Source organism: Terasakiella sp. 4MB5A, assembly GCF_050058155.1.
Lineage (GTDB): Bacteria > Pseudomonadota > Alphaproteobacteria > Rhodospirillales > Terasakiellaceae > Terasakiella > Terasakiella halodenitrificans.
The window spans coordinates 3,544,722-3,566,375 of sequence record NZ_CP188815.1 but is presented as its reverse complement, the minus strand read 5'-3'; the positions used below and the strand labels follow the sequence as shown (position 1 = coordinate 3,566,375).

23 protein-coding genes and 1 pseudogene are annotated in these 21,654 nt (G+C 48.1%); 8 read left to right on the top strand and 16 right to left on the bottom strand.

All coding sequences use genetic code 11. The annotated features are described in order from the left end of the window. Positions 1-4: 4 nt before the first annotated feature. Together ACI0FF_RS17025 and ACI0FF_RS17020 are read right to left on the bottom strand one after the other, a co-directional pair. The gene (locus ACI0FF_RS17025; RefSeq protein WP_419797947.1) at positions 5-1,276 is read right to left on the bottom strand and encodes an adenosylmethionine--8-amino-7-oxononanoate transaminase; all 1,272 of its coding nucleotides are present in this window, start codon (positions 1,274-1,276) and stop codon (positions 5-7) included. 152 nt (positions 1,277-1,428) lie between these two features. After that, the gene (locus ACI0FF_RS17020; protein ID WP_419797946.1) at positions 1,429-1,794 is read right to left on the bottom strand and encodes a DUF1476 domain-containing protein; all 366 of its coding nucleotides are present in this window, start codon (positions 1,792-1,794) and stop codon (positions 1,429-1,431) included. 119 nt (positions 1,795-1,913) lie between these two features. On the opposite strand from ACI0FF_RS17020, the gene ACI0FF_RS17015 reads away from it, so the two are divergent. Beyond that, positions 1,914-2,663, top strand: coding sequence for an NRDE family protein (locus ACI0FF_RS17015; protein ID WP_419797945.1), 750 nt, complete (start codon positions 1,914-1,916; stop codon positions 2,661-2,663). Between the two features lie 10 nt (positions 2,664-2,673). On the opposite strand, the gene ACI0FF_RS17010 is transcribed toward ACI0FF_RS17015, so the two are convergent. Next, on the bottom strand, positions 2,674-2,964 hold the full coding sequence (locus ACI0FF_RS17010; RefSeq protein ID WP_419797944.1) for a YciI family protein: 291 nt from the start codon (positions 2,962-2,964) through the stop codon (positions 2,674-2,676). Positions 2,965-3,024: 60 nt separating this feature from the next. Here ACI0FF_RS17010 and ACI0FF_RS17005 point away from each other — a divergent pair, with 60 nt between their 5' ends. Beyond that, entirely contained in the window at positions 3,025-3,918 is an 894-nt protein-coding gene (locus ACI0FF_RS17005) for a DMT family transporter (RefSeq protein ID WP_419797943.1), read from the top strand. Here ACI0FF_RS17005 and ACI0FF_RS17000 read toward each other — a convergent pair. Further along, positions 3,915-5,882 (bottom strand): sodium:solute symporter family protein, encoded by a 1,968-nt coding sequence (locus tag ACI0FF_RS17000; RefSeq protein ID WP_419797942.1) that lies wholly within the window; start codon positions 5,880-5,882, stop codon positions 3,915-3,917. The two genes, ACI0FF_RS17005 and ACI0FF_RS17000, sit on opposite strands and share 4 nt — an antisense overlap. Before the next feature lie 243 nt (positions 5,883-6,125). Between ACI0FF_RS17000 and ACI0FF_RS16995 the strand changes: the two genes are divergently transcribed. Beyond that, positions 6,126-7,541, top strand: coding sequence for a DUF294 nucleotidyltransferase-like domain-containing protein (locus ACI0FF_RS16995; protein WP_419797941.1), 1,416 nt, complete (start codon positions 6,126-6,128; stop codon positions 7,539-7,541). Here ACI0FF_RS16995 and ACI0FF_RS16990 read toward each other — a convergent pair. The 6 genes from ACI0FF_RS16990 to ACI0FF_RS16965 all read right to left on the bottom strand — a co-directional run bounded on the left by ACI0FF_RS16990 (position 7,538) and on the right by ACI0FF_RS16965 (position 13,917). Then, the gene (locus ACI0FF_RS16990; RefSeq protein WP_417822133.1) at positions 7,538-8,110 is read right to left on the bottom strand and encodes a hypothetical protein; all 573 of its coding nucleotides are present in this window, start codon (positions 8,108-8,110) and stop codon (positions 7,538-7,540) included. The genes ACI0FF_RS16995 and ACI0FF_RS16990 overlap by 4 nt on opposite strands. 127 nt (positions 8,111-8,237) lie before the next feature. After that, complete coding sequence (locus ACI0FF_RS16985) at positions 8,238-9,593, bottom strand: class II 3-deoxy-7-phosphoheptulonate synthase (protein ID WP_419797940.1); 1,356 nt, start codon at positions 9,591-9,593, stop codon at positions 8,238-8,240. A 471-nt stretch (positions 9,594-10,064) separates the two neighbouring features. Continuing rightward, a complete protein-coding gene (gene gor, locus ACI0FF_RS16980; protein WP_419797939.1) occupies positions 10,065-11,429 on the bottom strand; it encodes a glutathione-disulfide reductase in 1,365 nt (454 codons plus the stop codon). A gap of 98 nt (positions 11,430-11,527) precedes the next feature. After that, positions 11,528-11,788, bottom strand: a complete 261-nt coding sequence (locus tag ACI0FF_RS16975) for a glutaredoxin family protein (protein ID WP_417822130.1) — start codon at positions 11,786-11,788, stop codon at positions 11,528-11,530. Positions 11,789-11,816: 28 nt separating this feature from the next. After that, positions 11,817-13,253, bottom strand: a complete 1,437-nt coding sequence (locus tag ACI0FF_RS16970) for a dihydrolipoyl dehydrogenase (RefSeq protein ID WP_419797938.1) — start codon at positions 13,251-13,253, stop codon at positions 11,817-11,819. Positions 13,254-13,392: 139 nt separating this feature from the next. Further along, complete coding sequence (locus ACI0FF_RS16965; RefSeq protein WP_417822128.1) at positions 13,393-13,917, bottom strand: peroxiredoxin; 525 nt, start codon at positions 13,915-13,917, stop codon at positions 13,393-13,395. Positions 13,918-14,131: 214 nt separating this feature from the next. Here ACI0FF_RS16965 and ACI0FF_RS16960 point away from each other — a divergent pair, with 214 nt between their 5' ends. Together ACI0FF_RS16960 and ACI0FF_RS16955 are read left to right on the top strand one after the other, a co-directional pair. After that, entirely contained in the window at positions 14,132-15,505 is a 1,374-nt protein-coding gene (locus ACI0FF_RS16960) for a deoxyguanosinetriphosphate triphosphohydrolase (protein ID WP_419797937.1), read from the top strand. 24 nt (positions 15,506-15,529) lie between these two features. Next, positions 15,530-15,991 carry a c-type cytochrome gene (locus ACI0FF_RS16955; RefSeq protein ID WP_419797936.1) on the top strand — a complete coding sequence of 154 codons (462 nt, stop codon included), beginning with the start codon at positions 15,530-15,532 and terminating at the stop codon, positions 15,989-15,991. 13 nt (positions 15,992-16,004) lie between these two features. Here the strand turns inward: ACI0FF_RS16955 and ACI0FF_RS16950 are convergent, their stop codons facing one another. Beyond that, the gene (locus ACI0FF_RS16950; RefSeq protein ID WP_419797935.1) at positions 16,005-16,280 is read right to left on the bottom strand and encodes a hypothetical protein; all 276 of its coding nucleotides are present in this window, start codon (positions 16,278-16,280) and stop codon (positions 16,005-16,007) included. Positions 16,281-16,380: 100 nt separating this feature from the next. After that, the gene (locus tag ACI0FF_RS16945) at positions 16,381-16,704 is read right to left on the bottom strand and encodes a hypothetical protein (protein WP_419797934.1); all 324 of its coding nucleotides are present in this window, start codon (positions 16,702-16,704) and stop codon (positions 16,381-16,383) included. 123 nt (positions 16,705-16,827) lie between these two features. Between ACI0FF_RS16945 and ACI0FF_RS16940 the strand changes: the two genes are divergently transcribed. Further along, complete coding sequence (locus ACI0FF_RS16940) at positions 16,828-17,118, top strand: cupin (protein WP_419797933.1); 291 nt, start codon at positions 16,828-16,830, stop codon at positions 17,116-17,118. 53 nt (positions 17,119-17,171) lie between these two features. Here the strand turns inward: ACI0FF_RS16940 and ACI0FF_RS16935 are convergent, their stop codons facing one another. Both ACI0FF_RS16935 and ACI0FF_RS16930 read right to left on the bottom strand, forming a co-directional pair. Beyond that, positions 17,172-18,065 (bottom strand): DMT family transporter, encoded by an 894-nt coding sequence (locus ACI0FF_RS16935; protein ID WP_419797932.1) that lies wholly within the window; start codon positions 18,063-18,065, stop codon positions 17,172-17,174. Continuing rightward, entirely contained in the window at positions 18,058-18,654 is a 597-nt protein-coding gene (locus ACI0FF_RS16930; RefSeq protein WP_419797931.1) for a nitroreductase family protein, read from the bottom strand. The genes ACI0FF_RS16935 and ACI0FF_RS16930 overlap by 8 nt, the downstream gene beginning before the upstream one ends. Positions 18,655-18,768: 114 nt before the next feature. On the opposite strand from ACI0FF_RS16930, the gene ACI0FF_RS16925 reads away from it, so the two are divergent. Next, the gene (locus ACI0FF_RS16925) at positions 18,769-19,287 is read left to right on the top strand and encodes a MarR family winged helix-turn-helix transcriptional regulator (RefSeq protein ID WP_419797930.1); all 519 of its coding nucleotides are present in this window, start codon (positions 18,769-18,771) and stop codon (positions 19,285-19,287) included. A 1-nt stretch (position 19,288) separates the two neighbouring features. Here the strand turns inward: ACI0FF_RS16925 and ACI0FF_RS16920 are convergent, their stop codons facing one another. Together ACI0FF_RS16920 and ACI0FF_RS16915 are read right to left on the bottom strand one after the other, a co-directional pair. After that, the gene (locus tag ACI0FF_RS16920; RefSeq protein WP_419797929.1) at positions 19,289-19,810 is read right to left on the bottom strand and encodes a hypothetical protein; all 522 of its coding nucleotides are present in this window, start codon (positions 19,808-19,810) and stop codon (positions 19,289-19,291) included. Positions 19,811-20,224: 414 nt separating this feature from the next. Next, positions 20,225-21,351, bottom strand: a pseudogene (locus ACI0FF_RS16915) (IS3 family transposase). A 65-nt stretch (positions 21,352-21,416) separates the two neighbouring features. Between ACI0FF_RS16915 and ACI0FF_RS16910 the strand changes: the two are divergent. Next, complete coding sequence (locus ACI0FF_RS16910) at positions 21,417-21,629, top strand: hypothetical protein (RefSeq protein ID WP_419797928.1); 213 nt, start codon at positions 21,417-21,419, stop codon at positions 21,627-21,629. Positions 21,630-21,654: the final 25 nt, after the last annotated feature.

The window sequence follows — 21,654 nt, the reverse complement described above, 5'->3', positions numbered from 1 at the left end:
TAGTTTAAAGTTTGGACCATTGGGTCAAAACACGTGCTATTGCCCCGGTCAGTTTATCCAGTTCATCATCACTGATGGTAAAAGCGGGTGTCATATAGATGATGTCACGAAACGGGCGTAACCAGACGCCTTCTTCGATGAAGCGTTCTTTCAACCAGTTGCTATCCTTGATATCCCAGACTTGAACAACCCCGATTGCCCCCAAGATGCGAATGTCGCGCACCCCTTTGATCGATTGCATGGGGGTAAGGGCATTGCGCAGTTTGCGGTTGATATGCTGCGCTTGCTCCAGACGGGGTTCTTTGTCAAACAGGTCAAGGCTTGCATTGGCAGCGGCACAGGCCAGTGGGTTGGCCATATAGGTGGGGCCGTGTTGTAAGGCATCATCAAAGCTGTCACTGAGGAAGGCTTCGAAAATATGATCGCGGGCAACCGCACAGGCCAGTGGTAACATACCGGCGCTTAAGGCTTTGGACAGGCAAATGATATCGGGCACAATGTCAGCCTGATCGATGGCAAACATGGTGCCAGTGCGCCCGAACCCGGTGAAAATTTCATCAACGATAAACAGAACGTCGTGTTTACGCGCTGTTTCGCACATGTTTTTCAAGACTTCGGGGCTGAACATTTTCATGCCGCCTGCGCCCTGTACCAATGGTTCTGTGATGACTGCGGCAATCTCGCCTTTATGTTTGGCGAGGAAGGCATCGAATTCTTTAAGCTGATTAGGGCTGCGCGGTACATCGACGACGAACTGGTCAAACAGAACATCATTAAAGACGTGATGCATACCTTCTTCCGGGTCGGCAATGGACATGCAACCCAATGTATCCCCGTGATAGCCATCTTTGAAAGAAACGAATTTGGAACGTCCCTTTTGCCCTTTGTTAATCCAATACTGAATGGACATTTTCATGGCAACTTCAACCGAAACAGAACCGGAGTCGACATAAAAGACACGGTTTAAATCACCGGGCAGCATATCGGAGAGACGTTTTGCCAGTTTCAACGCTGGTTCGTGGTTGAGGCCGCCAAACATCACATGGGGCATGACATCAACCTGATCCTTGATCGCTTGTGACACATGGGGATGGTTATATCCGTGGCAAGCCGTCCACCACGAGGCGATACCGTCAATCAATTCCCGCCCATCTTCAAGGGTGATGGTGCAGCCTTGTGTGGATTTTGCCGCCAAGGGGGGCAAGGCCGTTTTCATTTGACTGTAAGGGAGCCAAATGTGTGGGAAACCGTCGGTGAACCATTTGGGCTGTGTCATATCAGTACGCGTCCTGTTTTCAAAGGAATGTGAAAAGCCTATGGCGTTGGTAACGTAAAAAAGCAGTATGATGCAAGGTCTGTCTTATTACAGAACAAACCCCGCGCAAACAGGCGGGGTTTGATTTGCAAAAGATATTTATGATCGATTTGTTATAGGTGGTGATCTTGATCCAGTGCTTCGGGATACTCATTGGCAAAGGATTTTTGTGCATCGTTTAAGGCTGTGGTCAGGGCTGTCAGAATTTCATCACTGGAAACGTTGCGCCCGGCAAGGGACAGATCTGAGACGACTTTTTCGATTAAGTTACCATCGCCGGCTTCTTCTAAATCGAGTTGTGCGGCTTCAATGGCATAGTTCTGAGCTTCTTGCCCTTGCAGGCCAAGTTTTTCTGCAACCCATGTACCGAAAAGGCGGTCGCGTCGTGCACGAATTTTAAAATTTTGTTCTTCATCCAGTTTATACTGGGCTTCAAACGCCTGTTCGCGTTCCCGGATTGTGCGTGCAATGTCACTCATCGATGTTCCCCATTTCATATTGTGATTTTATCGTCTTATAAAAAATATATGCATTTTGCTGGTCAACACAAGGGACTATGCGATAATGGAATGTAAATTTAACGAAAAGATTGAATGACATGTGTACTGTTGTCCTGTTGCGCCGCCCTGACCATGATTGGCCTCTTTTGTTGGGTGCCAACCGGGATGAAATGAAAGATCGTCCATGGTCGCCACCAGATCGTCATTGGGCGGAATATCCCCATGTTATTGCGGGCTGTGATGAACTGGCAGGCGGGACCTGGATGGGCATTAATGACGACGGTGTTGTGGCTTGTGTCTTGAACCGGGTGGGGACGTTGGGCGCACATCCTGATTTTCGATCCCGTGGGGAATTACCACTGGAAGCCCTAGACCATGCCGAAGCCGATGTGGCGGCAGAATCACTGGAAGATTTAAACCCCGAAGCCTATCGCCCGTTCAACATGATTATTGCGGATCATGAAAGTGCGTGGTGGATTAAAAATGATGGTTTGCAAATTCAGACCGATGAAATCCCGGAGGGTTTGTCGATGCTGTCGGCGCATGATTTAAACGATACCAAACATTCAGACCGTTTGAAATTGCATCTGCCGCGTTTTCGAAGTGCACCGGCACCAGAACCAGAAAATGATGACTGGATGGCGTGGCAAGCCCTGTTAGGTAGTCGCAAAAGTTTGGAAAATCCGCGCAGCGCCATGCAAATTGAAACGGATTTCGGTTTTCAAACGGTTTCGTCTTCTTTGCTGGCTTTGCCCAAACCGTGGCAGAAAGAACGCAAGCCTATTTGGAAGTTTTGCAGCGGCAAGCCTTCCGAAATGGATTTTACGTTCGTAGATTTGGAAAAATAATACCTTAACCTTAATCCAGATCGGCAATACGCATGACGTGGATTTCAAATGTTTGCCAGACGTTGCCTTTGGTATAAGGATCATCTGCCAGCCATTGATCAAGGGCTTCGCGGCTTTCAATTTCAACATAAAGGCTGGACCCGACCATTTGATCATGCTCATCCAGTATCGCTCCGCCGATTAAAAGGATGCCATCGGCTTTTGCCTTGCGGGCACGTTCAAAATGGGCCGGACGGGCAGCAAGCCGGCGATCCATTGCATCCGGGTCGGTGCCATCGCGCGCGATAATGAGGAATTGCATCAAAGGAATCCTTCTAAAGAAAATCTGGTCTTTAGGATCATATACGATTAAATAGTTTCAATGGAAAGTTTTTCACCGACAACACGCGCCGCCTTTTGGATGGTCTTTTTTTGTTTTACGATGGCCTGCCTGTCCGGCATGATCCGCCATCTGTCCGGTACCATACCTGCGCTGGAAATGGTTTTTTTTCGTAATTTTTTCGGCTGGTTGTTTATCTTGCCGTTGGTGGCACGCGCTGGATTTTCCATTTTAAAGACAAAACGGATCAAGCTGCATGGTGTTCGTGCCTTATTGGGTACCGCAGCCATGTCGTGCTGGTTTATCGGTGTGACTCTTATCCCATTATCAGAAGCCACGGCCCTTGGTTTTACCGTTCCTTTATTTACCACACTGGGCGCTGCGTTGATTTTGGGGGAAACGGTTCGTATTCATCGTTGGATGGCTTTAATGATCGGTTTTCTGGGCGCACTTGTGATTATTCGTCCAGGCATTGAACAAATTGAAATCGGGACATTAATTGTTTTGGCATCTGCCGTTTTTATTTCGTCTGCGGTTTTGATGGTTAAACATTTATCGTCGTCAGAACATCCAATGACCATTGTGTTTTATATGGGATTATTCATGTCGCCCTTGTCCCTGATTGGGGCTGTTGGCGTGTGGGTCTGGCCGGAACCGGAACATTACATATGGCTGGTTGGCATGGGGGTGTTTGCCTCAAGCGGGCAAATCGGTATGGCAAAGGCCATGAAACTGGTGGATGCATCGGTTTCCATGCCCTTTAATTTCAGCCATATGATCTTTGCCTCTTTCATTGGTTTCTTCTTTTTTGACGAGGCCATTGATGTCTGGGCATGGGTAGGCGCGGTGATTATTTTCACCTCAACCCTTTATATCGTGCGCCGGGAAGCCAAGCTGGCGAAACAGAAATCCCGACAGGTTTTGCCTGAAGTTTAGCTTGCTTCATCCAGTCCCGGGTCACCAATGTCATCGCTGAGGGCTTCGATTTCCTGTTCGGGGACGGTGGACATTTCCATGAAGTAAGCGAGGAACCACAGCAAGGCAACACCCAGCAACCAAAAGAGAATTTGCCACGCCCAAATAGACGGGATGCCGAAGGCCCAACCGTCCCGCCCTGCATTTGGGGCACCGAAAATATCGTTCCCGACGACGACACCGGGGCCAATGGCAAAGAACACCCAGATAACAGTTACGGCCCATGCCAATGGGATCAAACGACGTTTGTTAGGAGTCAGGGTGGCATGTTCTTTTAAAAAACGGTGATAACTGGCCTTATGGTTGTCTTGTGCTTCGTCTTGAGATCGAAGGGAGAGTGTGACACAGACAATAAGATTTAGAGCTATGCCCCATCCTCCGCTATGGATGGTTAGGGGCCAGCGTCCCCAGAAATCCAGACCAATGGCATGAAGTAGGGAGACGCCGAGGTTATCGGTGAAGAAAACGCCAAGAAGGCCAACAATCAGCCCTGCGGTAACGCCGCGTGCACTAAACCATTTAAACCAGCAAATTCCCAGCAATGCGGGCCACATTTGCAACCCGAAGGCCACCGCCATCCCGCCCAGCAAGACAAGGGTGTCTTTGTTCATTAAGGCGACGATAAGGGCCGCCAGCAAGATCAGAAGGACGCAGACGCGGGCAACAAATTTTTGGATACTGTGTCCGGCTTGGGGCTGGAGACGATGTTTGTAGACATCACGGGTTAGCATCGCCCCGGCGGTTGACATATAGGCCGCCCCGGCAGATTGCATCCCGGCAAGCGCGCAGACACCAAGGAAGGCGACCAGCCAAGGCATCTGGTCCTGTACCATTGTTAGCAGATAAGGGACCAAGGTATCGGGAATATCCGAAATTTCCGGTGTTAAAATCCAGTCAATCGGCACGCCACTTCCGGCGAGTGACGGGGTTGCCCCCAGTAAATGCGTACTCATGCCTTGTGCAGTGGAGACAATAAACAGGATGCCGCCCAAGATCAGGCCGGAAACCCAGACTTGTTGGGGGGCAAAGGGTTTAGGCGTATTGTTGCCGAAGCTCCACATCGAAAAGGCCGGTGAGGCCTGAACCCCAAGCATTGCCATTAGGAATGTCAGGATCATCATTCCGGTCCAAGGGCCGCCGGTATAGGCGGTTTCAGAAACGTCGCTGACAGGTTGCATCATGCCGGGAACGGCAAGGTAGGAGTTATAATCACCGCCACCGGCCCCTTTGGTCGTTCCCCACAGGCCGAATTCGGAATTTCCCATACGTTCAAGGCTGGTGAGCAGATTATCCACCCCGCCAATGGCATAGATGGCAATGGCCCCGGTTAAGATAACGCCAACAGCCAACAAGATACATTGAATGCTGTCGGCATAAGCAACCGCACGCATTCCCCCATAAACGACATAAAGAAAGACCGCAACAGCGAGTAATAACGTGCCAGCGGTCGTGCTGATTAAGCCATTGGATAAAACGTTGAACAGATATCCCGCAGCCCCTAATTGCACGCCCATGAAGGGGACGGTGAACAGAACGGCGACCACAACGGTAAGAAAGCGGATGCGGTCACATTGATAATAATCGCTGAGCATTTCTCCGGGGGTGACGTAGCCAAAACGTTTCCCCAACATCCATTGGCGTTTTAGAAAGACAATACCTGTCAGAGGAATGACAATGGTGAAAAATGAAATATAGGCATAAGGAAACCCGTCGCGATAAATCATCGCGGGATGACCCAGGAAGGTCCAACCGGAAAAAGATATGGCGGTGGCTGCCAGTACAAAAACCCAAACCGGCAAACTGCGTCCGGCCAGAAAATAATCGCTTGCGGTGCGGGCCATGCGTGCGCCTCGGATCCCCAGATAGACGCAATAAGCCCAATATAATGCAACAAACGCAAGCAACCAAAGTAGCTTCTCGTTCAAACCCTTAATCTCCCTAGTCAAAGGGGCTTCATTCGTTTTTTATATAAGCCCCCAAGCGTGTGCCGTTCGTTTTTTTATGATAAGGCACGCCCTGCGTGGACTGATTGTTGCGCAATGTAAGACGGATTGCAACAAATCATATATAATGGGATGATACGCCCGCAATTTTATCCTATAAGGGGGCCGGGTAGGGAAGAAATGCGATCACAAAGTAAGATATTCGCCAGACGGGTGGAGGGGTTTATGCACCCCGCCAAGGTTTGCGTGCCGTTTGGTACAACGTGCGCCGATGCCATTGCGCGTATGACGGAAGAAAAACAACCTTGTTGCATTGTCATTGATGGATACGGCAAAATTGCGGGTCTGGTGCGCACACAGGATATCCTTGAGAAAATTCTGTTTAAGCTCGGTCCGCAAACCTTGATTGAAGAGGTGATGGACGATAAGGCTCTGACGATTTTTCAAGGGGAATATCTGTATCATGCCATTGCGCGGATGCGCCGACGCCAAGTTGATGAAATTATTGTGGTTGATCAGGCCAAGCAACCGTTGGGCGTTATCGCCTATCGGGAAGCTGTTGAGGCAGCGGCCAGTCGTTTGATCCAACATATTGACCGTCTCGGTGGAGAAGGAAATTTAGATAGCCTGCGTGGTGTGAAGGCGGCGCAGGTGGAAATTGCACGGGATTTATTTGAAGATAATGTCTCAGCCGCCTATATCCAGCACCTGTTGTCCCATGTAAATAACGATATTGTTGCGCGTATTATCTCCATGAACCTCGCGCATATGGAGGCCGAAGGCTGGGGCACGCCACCCGTCGCGTTTTGCGTCATTGTTATGGGCTCCGGTGGACGGGGGGAAAACTATCTGTCACCGGATCAGGATAATGGTTTTATTCTGGATGATTACCCGGATGAAGATCACGGGCGGGTTGATCAGTTCTTTCGCGAACTGGCGGCTCGCATGTGCCATGATTTAAATGAGATCGGTTTTCCCTATTGCAAAGGGCATGTTATGGCGAGCAATCCCTTGTGGCGCAAAAGTTTGTCGCAATGGGTGGAACAAGTGCGACTGTGGGGGCGTAAACGTAACGCTACGGCCTTGCGTCTGGCAGATATTTTCTTTGATTTTCAGCCGGTTTGGGGGCGTGTGGAGCTGGCCCATGATCTGCGCCAGAATGTGTTGAAAATGGTTCGGGAAAATAATTTCTTTTTACAGGAAATGCATCGCGCTCAAGCTGACCATAGCGTTGGCCTCGGCCTGTTTGGGCGTTTGGCACCTGATCCGGATGTGCAAAGTTCGCATAAGATGATTGATTTGAAATACCGGGGCACCTTGCCTTTGGTGGAAGGCATTCGTTTATTATCCCTTCGCCATGCCCTTGAGGTAACTTCGACAGAAGAACGCATTGAAAAACTTCATCACGGCGGGGTTTTAAGCGATACAGAAGCTGATTATCTGGGCAGTGCCTTTTCGTTTCTGGTTCATATCTTACTCTATCAGCAAGTCATGGATTATCGTGACGGGGTTCTTGCTTCACGCTTTGTTCGGTTCAAGGATCTAAGCAAGCGTGAGCGTGAAAACCTACGCAATGCCTTGCGCCATATCGAGGCTTTCCGCAAACGCCTGAAGGCTGAGTTTACGGGTGATGTGTTTTAATCTTTGAGTTTTATATTTGCCATAAAGTTAATGAAATTACTCTGCGCTTCTTCTGGTTTGATTGTATTTGGTTGACATAAATAGCCGCGTAATGTGGCTTCACGACCATTCCCATTTGTCAGTTCGCGCATTTGCCCAAGGAATGTACGTCCGACAAAACATTGAAGGTCTTTCATTTTATAAGGGGCAAAATAAATATTTCGGGCGCTTTGGAAGTTGAGATGCTGAGGATTGATATTGTCATTGATTGCAGGCCAACTTGTTAAGACACGTTTAAATCCATTTTCATTAAAGCGTTCGGCAAATCCGCCGAGGTAGTATTTTTCTAATACAAGGCCAGCGTTAGGTAGGATTATGTTTTCTTGATAGTGACTGGAGAATGATCGCCCTCGATGTATGAAAACTTTTTCACGCCATTTTTCAGGTAAATAAATTTTCCCTTCTTCGTATGATATTTTCTTGAATGCGCTGGTGCCAAGACAATGCCCCGTAGATGTTTTAACGCCACATTGATCCGTGGCACATCCTGATAAGAATAAACCTGTAATTAAAATTATAATAATGCGCATCACTTTTCCCAATACTTATAGCTAAGGGTGCCTATATTATTTTTAGTTGCATTGGACAGAGGTGGTCAAATAAAAAAAGGGCTTCTTTCAAGAAGCCCTTTTAAAGAGAAAATGCCCGTTGATGTGATTAACGTTCGCCCTTCAGCGCATCGGCCAAAAGGAAAGACATTTCCAAGGCCTGATTGGCGTTAAGGCGTGGGTCGCAATGGGTGTGGTAACGATCACCCAGTTCGCTTTCGGTGACTTCGTAAGTCCCGCCCACACATTCGGTTACATTCTGACCGGTCATTTCAAAATGAACGCCGCCTGCATGTGTACCGGCAGCTTTATGTGCGGCAAAGAATCCTTTGACTTCACCCAAAATCGCGTCGAAGTGACGGGTTTTATATCCACCTTCGGCGGAAACCGTGTTGCCGTGCATCGGGTCACAGGACCAGACGATGTGACGACCTTCGGATTTGACGCGTTCCAGCAACGGGATCAGGCCATCTTCAATTTTGCCATCGCCCATGCGGGTGATCAGGGTCAGTTTACCGGCTTCGTTTTGCGGGTTCAGGGTGTCGATCAGTTCAATCAGGCCGTCCGGTGTCATGGTCGGGCCGACTTTACAGCCGATCGGGTTTGAAATACCGCGCATATATTCAATATGGGCTTCGTCCAGCAAACGGGTACGTTCACCGATCCAGACCAGATGGGCAGAGGTATCATACCATTGTTCATCGTCGCTTGTGCTGTCCAGACGGGTCATGGCCTGTTCGTAGTTCAGCAGCAAGGCTTCGTGTGAAGTATAAAATTCTGTTTCGCGCAAAGACGCAACCGTGTCGCCACTGACGCCGCAAGCATCCATGAAGGATAAGGCATCGGAAATACGATCAGACAAATCCTGATAACGGTTGCCTTCCTCAGTACCGGAAACGAAATCCAAGTTCCATTTATGCACTTTGTTCAGGTTGGCATAACCGCCTTGCGCAAGGGCGCGGATCAGGTTCAAAGTCGCAGCAGACTGATTGTACATACGGATCAGGCGTTCCGGGTCCGGGATACGGGCTTCTTCGGTGAACTCCATTCCGTTGACCGCATCGCCACGGTAGCTCGGCAAGGTGACACCATTGATGGTCTCGTTATCGGAAGAACGCGGCTTGGCAAATTGTCCGGCCATACGTCCGACTTTTACGATGGGACAGGAGGCCCCGAAAGTTAAAACCACAGCCATTTGCAACAAAACACGGAAGGTATCGCGAATTTTATTGGGGTGGAATTCTGCAAAAGATTCCGCGCAATCGCCGCCTTGGAGCAAAAAACCTTTGCCCATTGCAACATCGGCGAGTTCAGCTTTTAGGCGACGTGCTTCGCCCGCAAAGACCAGCGGGGGATAAGCTGACAGGGTATCTTCGACCTGTTTTACTTTTTCCGCATCCGTATAAGTCGGCACCTGACGGATCGGTTTGTTGCGCCAACTATCTGGGGTCCATTTTTGGGCCATTGTCTGGAATCCTTAAAATCTGAAATGTGTCTTAAAATAAAATCTGTACATCTCGTATAAAAGGGAATCGATGGGATTTCCAGCAGAAAACGTCGCTTTCTTACGAAAACTCTATGAAAGCTTGACGTAACGGCAAGCTGGTTGCGTTTGTAAGTAATTTTATGTCGTGGAAAGAAGGAAGCGGGAGGGTGGAACAAAAGGAGGGCCGTTCGTTCCACCCTCGCTTAAATCGCACATATGTCGCTGCGGGAGGGGGGCTGCATTGACATATGTTATCGCGATTATTTCCAGTGTGGCTCCTAAAAATAAATGACTGTACTAGTATATTACTAAAATAGTCAGTTATAGGGGCGAAGCCAAAAATCAAGAATCACAAGAGCCTCATCGACTGCCGCTTTTATATCCAACTAAAACACTCAGGTAATTGATGTTCGTCAATTACCCGACTTTAATAGTCGGACAAAGGAGGTGCTATTCTTCCTCAGGTCGTTTTTCGCGCATGGTGACAAATTCTTCTGCGGCGCTGGGGTGAATGCCGATGGTGGCATCGAACTGGGCTTTGGTTGCCCCACACTTCATAGCGATGCCAAGACCTTGCATGATCTCTGCGGCATCCGGTCCCATCATGTGTGCCCCGACGACACGGTCCGTTTTTGGGTCCACAATCAGTTTCATAAAGGTGCGTTCATCCCGCCCGGATAGGGTATGTTTCATAGCACGAAAACCGGATGTATAGACATCAACCTTGCCGTAACGTTCACGGGCCTGTGCTTCTGTTAAGCCAACAGTACCTAAAGGTGGTTGTGAAAAGACGGCAGAAGGGATGTTTTCATAATCTACACCTGCACTTTCTCCGCCAAACAGATGGTTGACCAATGCCATACCTTCGGCCAAGGCAACCGGGGTCAGGCAGACCCGGTCGGTGGCATCACCAATGGCGTAGATGCTTTCAACATTGGTGCGGTAATTGTCATCGACTTTAATCGCCCCTTTGTCGGAAATGGCAACGCCAACGCCTTCAAGGCCAAGGCCATCAATTTTGGGTTTACGGCCTGTGGCGTACATCACGGCATCTGTTTCAATGCTTTCGCCATCACCGAGGACCAGTTCAAAATGATTGGCTTTTTTGTTGATGCATTCAACGGTGGTGGAGGACAGGATTTTGATCCCGCGTTTGATCATTTCACGTTCCAGTTCGGATCGTAAATCATCGTCAAAGCCACGCAGGATGCGATCAGCGCGGATAATTTCGGTGACTTCCGCACCCATTCCAGCGAAAATACCGGCAAATTCAACCGCGATATAGCCACCCCCGACAATGGTGATGCGGCGTGGTAATTCCGGTAAATCCAAGGCTTCATTCGATGTAATGGCATGTTCAATGCCGGGGATTGCGGGCATCGTCGGCCAGCCGCCGACGGCAATAAGAATCTTTTCTGCAGTGTAGCGTTTTCCGGCGACTTCGACGGTGTGGGCGTCAATGATCGTGCCACGACCTTGCAGGGTTTCAACACCATTACTGGACAAGATGTTGTTGTAAATCCCGTTCAAACGATCGAGTTCTTTATTTTTTGTGGCGATTAGTCGAGGCCAGTCAATAGCGGTTTGTCCGACATGCCAGCCAAATCCACTGGCATCCTGAAAATGACCGGAAAATTCAGACGCATAGACCAGCAGCTTTTTGGGGACACAGCCGCGTAAAACGCATGTCCCGCCCACCCGGTCTTCTTCGCAGACGGCGACACGTGCGCCTTTTTGTGCAGCCATGCGGCTGGCGCGTACACCGCCCGATCCTGCACCGATGGTGAGGAGGTCGTAATCATATTGTTTGGACATGTCTGGCCCCTTTCAATCAAAAGTCTGGTTTTGAAGATAGAGCCGATAAAAAAAGCGTCAAGGCTTATTGCCTCAACGCTTTTCAACATTTCGTGAATTTATTTTTCTGCCAAGGCTTTTTTAAGTTTCGCAAAAATCGCCTCTTTGTGGGCGTCCAAGACCTCAAACCCACCAATCAAATGCCCGTCGATGATAATTTGCGGGACGGTTTTTGCATTGGCAATACGGTCTTGCATGGTTTTGAATTTTGCGACTGTACTGACATCATGTTCCTGATAGGGAATACCGTTTTCCTGAAACATTTCCTTGGCCTTTTTACAGAACATGCAGCTGTCTTTGGTATAAATTTCAACACCCATGTGCTTTCTCCTTTTTATTTCGCTCAGTTTACGCGCCGGGACCACAATCGATGCAGCGTGCCGGTGATACGGGACCGAGTTCCAAAGCATTGTTCAAATCGCGAAGGGCGGTGCGAACCCCCTCTTCGACGACAGGATGATAGAAGGGACGATCCAGCATTTCACTGACTGTTAATTCAGACTGATGTGCCCAAGCCAGCAAATGTGCGATATGTTCAGCGCGTGGCCCGACCATTTCTGCGCCCAGAAAACGCCCGGTTCCTTTTTCACCATAGACCCGCAAGATCCCGTTATTGACCAGCATGACACGCGAACGTCCTTGACCTTTAAAATCAACGGACCCAACGGCAAAGTTGGCGTTACGTTTTTCCAAAGCCTTGTAACTTTCGCCAACCATCATAATTTGCGGGTCGCTAAACATGACAGCGATGGGGCTTGATTTGGTGAAGGCACGAATTTCAGGATAACGTGCGGCGTTATAGCCAACGATTTTTCCTTCGTCTGCGGCTTCATGCAGCAACGGGATATTGTTGCCAGCATCCCCGGCGATAAAGATATGGCTGGCACTGGTTTGTCCGGTTGCAAGAACAAAGTGCGGAACGCCGCGTTCATCCAGTTTAATCGAGGTATTTTCCAATCCCAGTTTATCAACATTGGGACGGCGGCCTGTGGCAATCAGGGCATATTCAAACTGGTCTGTTTTTGTTTCCCCATCTTCAACAAAATCAATTTCCACATGATCGCCGACATGTTCCATGCGGGTGACCTCGCCATGCGGATAAAAGGGAAATTCATCCATAAAGGTTTCGCGTGCCTTGAATTTAACGACATCGTCTGTCAATGGACCGACCAGATAATCACGACCAAACAGGGAGACACGGACGCCAAGGCGGTGTAAGGCTTGACCCAATTCCAGACCGATGACACCTGCACCAAAGATCACGACGGATTCGGGTAAATCGTCCCAGTCAAAAACATCATCATTAATGATTAAACGATCCCCAAATGCCTTGAAAGGCGGCGGTACAAAGGTGCTGGAGCCGGTGGCGATGACGATCCGGTCTGCTTCAATGATTTGGCCGTCACTTAATTCCAGATGATGATCATCAATGAATTTGGCATAAGCACGGATGCGGTTGACCTCGTCCCAGCCTTCAACGTCTTCTTTGACAAAACCGACAAAACGATCACGTTCTGATTTTACCCGGGCCATGACCGCTTTACCATCAATTTTTGGGGCTTGATAGGTGACACCAAAAGGCTGTGTATGCCCACCAAAATGGGCAGCTTCTGCCGCAGCGATTAAAAGTTTGGAAGGCATGCAGCCGACGCGGGCGCATGTGGTGCCATACTCGCCGCCTTCGATCAGGACGACATTGTCTGTGACTTTTGTGGCTTCGCGGTATGCGCCCATACCGGCTGTACCGGCGCCGATAATGGCGATATCTACTTTGCGTGCGGGCATGTTTCTGCCTTTCAAACGGAAGGAAGTTTAAAGAAAACGAGTGTGGCAAATAAAGGGGGGGGAGAAGGCAGGAAAGAGGAAGGGCGGCTTTGTGAAGGGGCAGGGGGGCGGCCCTTCCTCATTTCCCTAGTGAAAAACCTTAGCGGTTTTTCAGGTAGTTCAGCATTGTGTCAGCGTCAGAAACTTCGAACGGATCTGTCGGGCAATTGTCGCCGTAACCGTCTTCGGCAAACAGGACTTTGATTTCGCCATCTTCAACGTACATGGAGTAACGCCAGCTGCGCATTCCGAAGCCGAGGTTGGATTTATCAACCAACATACCCATTTTGCGGGTGAATTCGGCGTTACCGTCCGGCAGCATGAAGACATTTTTACGACCCAGTTTCAGGCCCCACTGGTACATAACGAAGGCATCGTTGACAGACAGGCAGATGACTTCATCAACGCCTTGAGCTTTCAAATCGTCATACAGTTCTTCGTAACGCGGCAGGTGTGTGGAAGAACAGGTCGGGGTGAAAGCACCGGGCAAAGAGAATACAACGACGTTTTTACCAGCGAAGATCTCTTCAGTTGTCAGATCTTTCCATTCGAACGGGTTGTCACCTTCGATGGCATCGTTACGAACGCGGGTTTTAAAAGTTACGTCGGGTACACGTTTTTGCATGTTTCTAATCTCCAAATATGTAGTTAGTCAGTTGATGTGTTTGTTTGCTGAAACTGAATGTAGAAGAAATATTTCCATTAGTAAAATGAGTTATTTTTATAACTTCGATAGATTTTTTCTATCGTTAAAAATAGTCGTTCACCAAGTTTGTGCAATCGGCTAGTGTTTTTGTGCAGACCCTTGGATTTTCAAGTGTATGAGAGGATGAAAAGAGATGATGAATTGGGCCGATCTTTTATCGACAAGCCGGATCGGAATGGATGAAGATGCCCCGGCAGGCCGGGAAGAAAGCCCTTTTTTGCTGGATCTAGACCGGATTACCTTTTCTTCTTTTTTTCGCCGTTTGCAGGATAAAACGCAGGTTCATCCTTTGTCTGTCGGGGGGCGTGTGCGTTCACGTCTCACCCATTCCGTTGAAGTGGCCTCGGTCGGGCGGTCGTTGGGTTTTGGTGTCGGGCGACAGTTAATCGAAGGGGGGCGCAATATTCCGACACATATTTCGGCCCATGATTTCGGTTATATCGTTCAGGTTGCCTGTTTGTCCCATGATATCGGGAATCCGCCGTTTGGTCATGCCGGTGAATCTGCGATTGGTCAATGGTTTCAAGAAAACAGGGATGTGGTGTTTTGTGCAGACATGAGTGATGCACAAAAACGCGATCTTTTGGCGTTTGAAGGTAATGCGCAGGGGTTTCGTATCCTGAACAAGCTGGATTATTTTCGTGAAAAGGGCGGCTTTCGTATGTCATATGCGGCCTTGGGCGCGTTTACGAAATATCCCGGTGATGCTTCGATTAAAAACAGGCAGGGGATTGAGGCAAAAAAAGCGGGTTTTTGCCAATCGGAAAAAGTGATTTTTGAAAAAGTGGCTAACCGTTTGGGCCTCTTTCGCAGAGGGGATGATCATTTATGGTGTCGTCATCCACTTGCCTATTTGATGGAAGCTGCGGATGATATCTGTTACCGGGTTGCCGACCTTGAAGACGGGGTAACGATGGAATGTGTGTCGTTTAACGAGGTCGAACATCATCTGGCCCCGCTTGCCTGGTCGCACAAACATGGCGACACGATCGAGGCACGCCGGGCACATTTGTTGTCACAAGGCTGGTATGCTGACATGGGTCAGTCCGAAAAACTGGGTTTCTTGCGATCTAAAGCGATCAGCAATTTGATAAAAGCTACGGTGGATGCTTTTATCGAACATGAAGAGGCCTTGTTGAAAGGTGAGTTTGATCAGGAACTGCTGGCGGCGACACCTTTTGCACAAGAGGCCCAGGCCTGTAAAACATTTGCCGGACGTTCTATTTTTGGGACACGGCGCAAGCTGGAAATTGAAACAGCCAGTTATGAGGTTTTAGGCTTCTTGCTGGATGTCTTCTGCCGTGCCATGCTGGATTTTGAAAAATGCGGTGGGGATATTAAGCGCATGTCGGCGAAACATAAACATGTGATCCAGCTGCTTGAGTACCCATTTGTGTTCAAGAATGACCGTTATGAACATTTGATGCAAGTCAGTGATTTCGTCTCTGGACTGAGTGATCGTGCTGCCGTAAATATGTTTAAGGTCTTAAAAGGTATTTCGCTTTAATAACGCAAAGGCAACGCTACGAAAATGTCGAATAAAGGGGTTATTTATATTGGGATTAGCCTGGTTGCGATTGCGGCGGCTTATGCGTTTATCCAACTGTCAGGGTCATATGCGAAAATTGACCCGCAGGATGAAAAGATGGTTGCGCGCGGAAAGCAGGTTTATGGGCTTTATTGTGCGGAATGCCATGGGGTCAAACTGGAAGGTGAAACACCGGATTGGCGAACAACGAAGGACGATGGAACCTTACCTGCGCCACCCCATGATGAAACCGGTCATACATGGCATCATGATGATAAACTGTTATTTGATTATACCAAACATGGCGGTGCTGCCTTGGGACCGGAAGGTTTTAAAAGCGGGATGCCGCCCTTTGCGAAAATTCTGAGTGATGCGGAAATCCGCTCGGTTCTGGCTTTCATTAAAAGCCGTTGGCCCCGCGAGATCCAAGAACGTCAGCAACGCATGAGCGATGCCCTAAAGTAAAATGCCTGTGTGTTTAATGCGCTGATTGTTCAGGGGTGACGCCAAGGTTGGCAAGATCATTCATAACCTGATTGTAAATATCGTAAATCTTTTGGTTATCGGAAAGTCGATTTTCACATTCTATAGATGAGATGATAATGCTGAGGAAATCGTTTGCGTTGGTTGCCCCGCTATCATGTAAACGACACAACAGACCATGTAGGTTAATGCCGTACATATAATCATCTTCATTATAAGGGCAGGTGATAAGCTTGCCGCCGATTTCCATATATTCTTGTGAGTGATACATAAACCAACCTGTTGCATGTTCAAGCCACTGTAATGTCTACTTTAACGTGCTGCGGGTGGGGCTTCATCACTCAAATGAGTGAGGCACTATGATAATCCGTTTAGGTCTCGGATTGATTTTCCGGCTGAGGTACGGGTTTGTCTTGTGGTAGGATATCACCGAAAAAATCTTCTAGAAGCTGTTCAAGCTGTTCCGTCTTTTTACGAATGAAAGGCTTGGTGCTTTCCAGTCCGATTTCGCCCGCACATGTGGCTTCTGCGCCCGCACATTGGGCCATGCAACTTGCTTGGCTGCCTTCGCTATCCAGCTGAAAACAATCTGCTACACATTGATTGTGGTGGGCAAAACATTCTTTCAAAGTGGTTTGTCCATAAGCAAAAACGGGAAAAAGAAAGCTTGTGACAAAGATGATGGCGAGTTTCATGGGACTGCTCAATCTTAAATATCTTGAAATTAGAATGAAAAGCATAGCCTATAAGACAGGAACTTGTCCAATACACTGTTTTCGTGCAAATGTGCAAAAAAAGTAAAAATCAAAGGATATCACATGACGCAATTAAGCCTGTTCACCCTGACTAATCAAATTGAAAACGACAAAGTCAGTGTGAACCACTTGTTTTTCCCGGCCCATTCACAAACCCGATGGCACCGACATGAACGTGATTACGTGATTGTTCCGATGGAAGATGCGACTTTGATGATGGAGAGTGACAAAGGGGTGCGGGATGCGGTGTTAAAGCGTGGGCAGTGTTATTATCGCGATGCCGGTGTTGAACATAATGTGATTAACAACAATGATTTTGATGTCACGTTGATTGAAATTGAGATCAAGAAATAATTGATTGTTATAGGTTATAAAAAGGGGAAGGGTGTGAAACCTCCCCGTTTTGTTTAAGTGGTTTGTTGACGTTGGGCCTGAATGCTAAGGGCAATGCCAAAAGCAATAATGCCAGCCCCGACCCATGTGGTGATATCGTAACGTTCCCCTAAAAACAGAACCGCGCAGACCAAACCAACGGCAGCGGACACATAGCCGATTTGGCTGAGCAAAACAGGCCCGCCGACTTTTTGCAGTCTGAAAAAAGCTGGAAAAATTAGGCCAGAGACCAAGAGCTGTAAGAGAACAACAACGGGTGTGTTGGTGATTTCGCCAAAACTGGCATCGGTTTGATAAAAGAAAATCAGGCCACTGTAAAAAAGAAGCGCGATGGCATGGCTCCAGAACGCAAGGCTGTCGGGTTCCCCTTTGTCGGGCCAGTCCATGGTGCGATAGATGTTACCAAGGGCGAGGCACAGGGGAACGCAAAGCGCCAGAATAATCAGTTCCCAAGGCGGTGCGTCCGGTAAGCTCCCTTTACTGATGCTGACAACGGTGGTGCCGATCAGGCCGAAAAGGATACCGATTAAACCAATACGGTTTGGGATGTTCATGCGTAAGTTAAGAGCAAAAAACAGGGTAAAAACCGGAGATAATGCAAACATCAACCCCATATATCCTGCCCCCATGCGTAACATGACACTAAAAAGCAACAAATTTGGGATAATGTAGGAGAGAATGGCTGAGAAAACGATGTAACGCAATGTGGCCTTGGTCGGAAAAATTAGTTTTTTCTGCGAAACCAAAACCGGAAACAGCAATAAACAAGCGCCGAGTGAAAAGACAAAAGCCCAGACTGTCGGTGATATGGCAGCTTCTGCCGCTAATTTTCCCAAAGGAAAGTTAAAGCCAATTAAAAGGCCGGTGATTAAAAGCAAGGCAATGGGGTTTTCGCTGATTTTATTCATGTTGAAAAGCTCCCCTAAATGCGATTTCGTCGAGTGTGAAACGATCACTTGGCTGTTCACGCAGGCGTAGGTCTTCGCTCAGCTTATCGGGATGGTCATTCTTACCCAAGGCTACGGCAATTTGAACCTGATAGCGTTCAGGGAAGCCTAAATATGCCGCCGCTTTATCCTTGAAAATGCCTGCCATCGCATGTGCGCTATAACCCATGATGGTTGCTTGTAACGCCAATTGCGCCCAAGCAGCACCGCTGTCAAAGTGATGATAATGAGACGGTCGAGGCGTTTCGCCGTTTTGTCCTTCGACCAAGCTGTCTGAGGCTAAAAAGACCAGGGCACTGGCGTTTTTTGCCCATCCGGCATTAAACGGATCAAGCAGGTCAAGGTAGTTGGCCCAATGGCTGTCGTTTCGCATGCTGTAGGTGAAGCGCCATGGCTGAATATTATAGGCTGAAGGGGCCCAGCGTGCGGCATCCAGAATGGTCAGCAGATCGTTCTCCGGCAATTCAGCCTGTGCATCAAAAGAACGTGGCGACCAACGTTGCAAAAAGGCAGGGTGGATCGGGTGGTGAGAGTGACGGGGGGATGTCATCGTTTGAAAACCTTTACTTTGTTGCGGGGGGCAGGTAGTCTACTTTGGTAATTTGATGTAATATAGTTTGATATCAAATTACTTTATATGAAGCTATATAGGGTATCTTGTACGATGAGTCAAGACAGTGTGATCAATGTCTGTTCCAATACGCAAATGGGTGCAAAAAATACGGATGATATTTTGACTCAATGGCGCCGTGAACGACCGGATATCGATCCGACATCCATGGCAATTTGCGGTGATGTGTGGCGGGCCAGCGAAGTTTTACGCCGAGGCGTCATGGCAAATTTATCGCGATATGATCTGGATTTTCCGCAGTTTGATGTAGTTATGACGTTGCGTCGCCAAGGAAAGGGCGAAACCTTATCGCCATCTGTTTTGGCAAAAGAGATGATGTTATCGACTTCTGCAATGACCAACAGGTTGGATCGGTTGGAAAAACGCGATTTAATCAAGCGGATTGTCGATCCCAATGACCGTCGTGGCCTTAAAATCATGTTAACGGAGGCTGGTTTTGCTTTGGCCGAAGAAATGGTGATTTCTCATGTGCAGACCGAAGACAGAATGCTTAAAAAACTGAGCGCCGAAGAAGGCGCCCAGTTACGTGAATTATTGTCCAAAATTGGTTGATTTAAGCAGATGTAAATTCAGGGTTTGGGCGGCGGGAAATGCGTTGCCAGACCAAGGCATGCCAGCCATCTGTACCATATCCGTCAACCAGATTGTTCCCGATGGAATGCCAATATCCGGCACACTCATCTGTCAAACCAAGGACCGCAATGAGGTTTTGATCCGCCACGATAAATTGGTTTTTATATGGCAACAGATAAAAATCGGGATGATCTGTCAGATATTGCTTCGCTTCGTCATAACTGGCAAACCAGTTATTGAGATGTGCGCTACAGGCATTTTCATACCAAATTTTTCCCATATCCTGACCAATTGAGGCACTGCCGGAAAGGACGTGACGGGCATGTGACCAGTCGGTAAAACCCATTTTGCGGGCCAACACATTCAGGCAGGTTTTGCGTTGTAACTGATGGTCCGAATTAAGTTTTATATTTAGGTAGGCAAGGGCTTGTGGATCAAACCGTTTTGCGGCTTGTTGCAGTTTCTTTGCGCGGATTTTTAGTTCTTCGATCGATCGGTTCATCGTCAAAATACTCCTAAGTCAAATCGACATGCCCGCTTTGCCAACTTAAAAGTAAAATAAGACAATGATCACTTTAAAAGGATCGCCCGTATATGAAAGGGTGACGCCGTCTTTCGCGGGAAGGCAGCCCTGTCTGCCAGATGGGTTGGATAGCATTATCCGGAAAAGAATGCAATATATAGGATGGACCCGTTACTTTGTCACTCGCTTGGCCCAAATTATATGGCGATCGGACAAATTTATCCGGTCCAAATACATCCATCAGAACATCGTAAACTGATTGATACGTCATGATCGTCTTCTTGGAACGATTACGAGCCGGATCATCCATATAACGGTGGTACAGAGCATCTATCGTAATTGATGGTGTTGTTGATGGACCTGTATGGAAAAAGTGGAGTGTGTCTCACTCACTTACCCAGCCCGCCTTTCAAACTTAATGGGGCTGAGGCCATTCAGATATGAATGACGACGTCGGGCATTGTAGAACCCATTTATATATTTGAACAATTCCTTTTTGGCATGATCGCGTGTCTGGAAGGTAATTTTCCAAACCATTTCCGCTTTCAAGGTTTTGAAGAAGGTCTCGACAGCGGCGTTATCATAACAGTTCCCCTTGCCAGACATCGACTGTTTGAATTTCTACTTTGCCAGCAGTTTACGGAACTTGGTTGAGCAATATTGACTGCCACGATCAGAATGAAAGATGACGCCTTTTGGTGGTTTACGAAGGGCAATGGCTTTGTTCAAAGCATCAATTACCAAATCCTTCTTCATACGTCGGCTTGCAGACCAACCAATGACACGGCGGGAATAAAGGTCAATGACAACAGCGAGGTAAAGCCAGCCCTCGCCCGTCCACAAATAAGTGATATCGCCAGCCCATTTCTGATCTGGAGCAGTTGCTGTAAAATCTCCGTCCAATAAGTTTGGGGAGATATTGTGATTATGATCGCTGTCAGTCGTACGTTTGAATTTTTGGCTTCGCACGATCCGCAAACCGTTTTGCTTCATGATCCGGGCAACACGGTGTTCGCCCACGCAAATGCCTTCTTCCTTTAATTCATCGCTCATGCGTCCTCGACCATAAGACTGATAATTGGCGTAATGGATCGATTTGATATGGGCAAGCAGAACCATGTCTTCACGTTGGCGCTTGCTGACAAGGCGATGGCGTCAAGCAAAAAAAACGCTCTGGGAAACACTCATCGCACGACATAGCTCTGCTATGCTGTGGTTCTTTCGCTGTTGGTGGACAAACTGAAACTTCACGGCTTTTGGCTCGCAAAGTAGCGCGCTGCCTTTTTTAGGATGTCCCTCTCCTCCCGCAGGTCACGAACCTCACGGCGTAATCGGGCCAATTCTTTTTGAACATCATCAGATGGTTCAGGGATCTGTTTATTGCGATATTCAGAAATCCAGCGATTTAATGTGCTAATGCCAATGCCAAAATCAGCAGCAATAATTTTACGTGGCTGATTACTACTTAAAGCAACCTGAGCAGCCTCTTCTCGAAATGTCGGGGTGATTGTACGCTTCATTATATTCTCCTGTAGTCAGTATATTTAACTCAGGAGACACACTCCACTTTTTCAGGACAGGTCCAATGCTGAATTGGGCTGTCGAAGAAGAATTACTGGACCATAATCCGGCAAAGAATTTGTCCGTTGCTGACCCTGTGCATCAGCAGGATAAGCGGCTACCTTTTTCCGACTGGCAATTGCAGAAGATATTCACGGCATTGGAAGGTAAATCAGGGACGGATTACTCGTTCTCGAAAACCTTCTTAGTTCTTCGCAACTCAACACACTTAGTTTGACGAAAAGCCTGTCAGCCTGTGAAGG

Excerpts from the sequence above, each read along its gene's own strand:
- ACI0FF_RS16975 (WP_417822130.1), bottom strand. The coding sequence starts at position 11,788 with ATGGGTGTTGAAATTTATACCAAAGACAGCTGCATGTTCTGTAAAAAG.
- ACI0FF_RS17025 (WP_419797947.1), bottom strand. The coding sequence starts at position 1,276 with ATGACACAGCCCAAATGGTTCACCGACGGTTTCCCACACATTTGGCTC.
- ACI0FF_RS17005 (WP_419797943.1), top strand. The coding sequence starts at position 3,025 with ATGGAAAGTTTTTCACCGACAACACGCGCCGCCTTTTGGATGGTCTTT.
- ACI0FF_RS16935 (WP_419797932.1), bottom strand. The coding sequence starts at position 18,065 with ATGAATAAAATCAGCGAAAACCCCATTGCCTTGCTTTTAATCACCGGC.
- ACI0FF_RS16940 (WP_419797933.1), top strand. The coding sequence starts at position 16,828 with ATGACGCAATTAAGCCTGTTCACCCTGACTAATCAAATTGAAAACGAC.
- ACI0FF_RS16925 (WP_419797930.1), top strand. The coding sequence starts at position 18,769 with ATGAGTCAAGACAGTGTGATCAATGTCTGTTCCAATACGCAAATGGGT.
- ACI0FF_RS16960 (WP_419797937.1), top strand. The coding sequence starts at position 14,132 with ATGATGAATTGGGCCGATCTTTTATCGACAAGCCGGATCGGAATGGAT.
- ACI0FF_RS17010 (WP_419797944.1), bottom strand. The coding sequence starts at position 2,964 with ATGCAATTCCTCATTATCGCGCGCGATGGCACCGACCCGGATGCAATG.
- ACI0FF_RS16965 (WP_417822128.1), bottom strand. The coding sequence starts at position 13,917 with ATGCAAAAACGTGTACCCGACGTAACTTTTAAAACCCGCGTTCGTAAC.
- ACI0FF_RS17020 (WP_419797946.1), bottom strand. The coding sequence starts at position 1,794 with ATGAGTGACATTGCACGCACAATCCGGGAACGCGAACAGGCGTTTGAA.
- ACI0FF_RS16955 (WP_419797936.1), top strand. The coding sequence starts at position 15,530 with ATGTCGAATAAAGGGGTTATTTATATTGGGATTAGCCTGGTTGCGATT.
- ACI0FF_RS16945 (WP_419797934.1), bottom strand. The coding sequence starts at position 16,704 with ATGAAACTCGCCATCATCTTTGTCACAAGCTTTCTTTTTCCCGTTTTT.
- ACI0FF_RS16910 (WP_419797928.1), top strand. The coding sequence starts at position 21,417 with ATGCTGAATTGGGCTGTCGAAGAAGAATTACTGGACCATAATCCGGCA.
- ACI0FF_RS16995 (WP_419797941.1), top strand. The coding sequence starts at position 6,126 with ATGCACCCCGCCAAGGTTTGCGTGCCGTTTGGTACAACGTGCGCCGAT.
- ACI0FF_RS16970 (WP_419797938.1), bottom strand. The coding sequence starts at position 13,253 with ATGCCCGCACGCAAAGTAGATATCGCCATTATCGGCGCCGGTACAGCC.
- ACI0FF_RS17015 (WP_419797945.1), top strand. The coding sequence starts at position 1,914 with ATGTGTACTGTTGTCCTGTTGCGCCGCCCTGACCATGATTGGCCTCTT.
- ACI0FF_RS16930 (WP_419797931.1), bottom strand. The coding sequence starts at position 18,654 with ATGACATCCCCCCGTCACTCTCACCACCCGATCCACCCTGCCTTTTTG.
- gor (WP_419797939.1), bottom strand. The coding sequence starts at position 11,429 with ATGTCCAAACAATATGATTACGACCTCCTCACCATCGGTGCAGGATCG.
- ACI0FF_RS16920 (WP_419797929.1), bottom strand. The coding sequence starts at position 19,810 with ATGAACCGATCGATCGAAGAACTAAAAATCCGCGCAAAGAAACTGCAA.
- ACI0FF_RS16990 (WP_417822133.1), bottom strand. The coding sequence starts at position 8,110 with ATGCGCATTATTATAATTTTAATTACAGGTTTATTCTTATCAGGATGT.
- ACI0FF_RS16985 (WP_419797940.1), bottom strand. The coding sequence starts at position 9,593 with ATGGCCCAAAAATGGACCCCAGATAGTTGGCGCAACAAACCGATCCGT.
- ACI0FF_RS16950 (WP_419797935.1), bottom strand. The coding sequence starts at position 16,280 with ATGTATCACTCACAAGAATATATGGAAATCGGCGGCAAGCTTATCACC.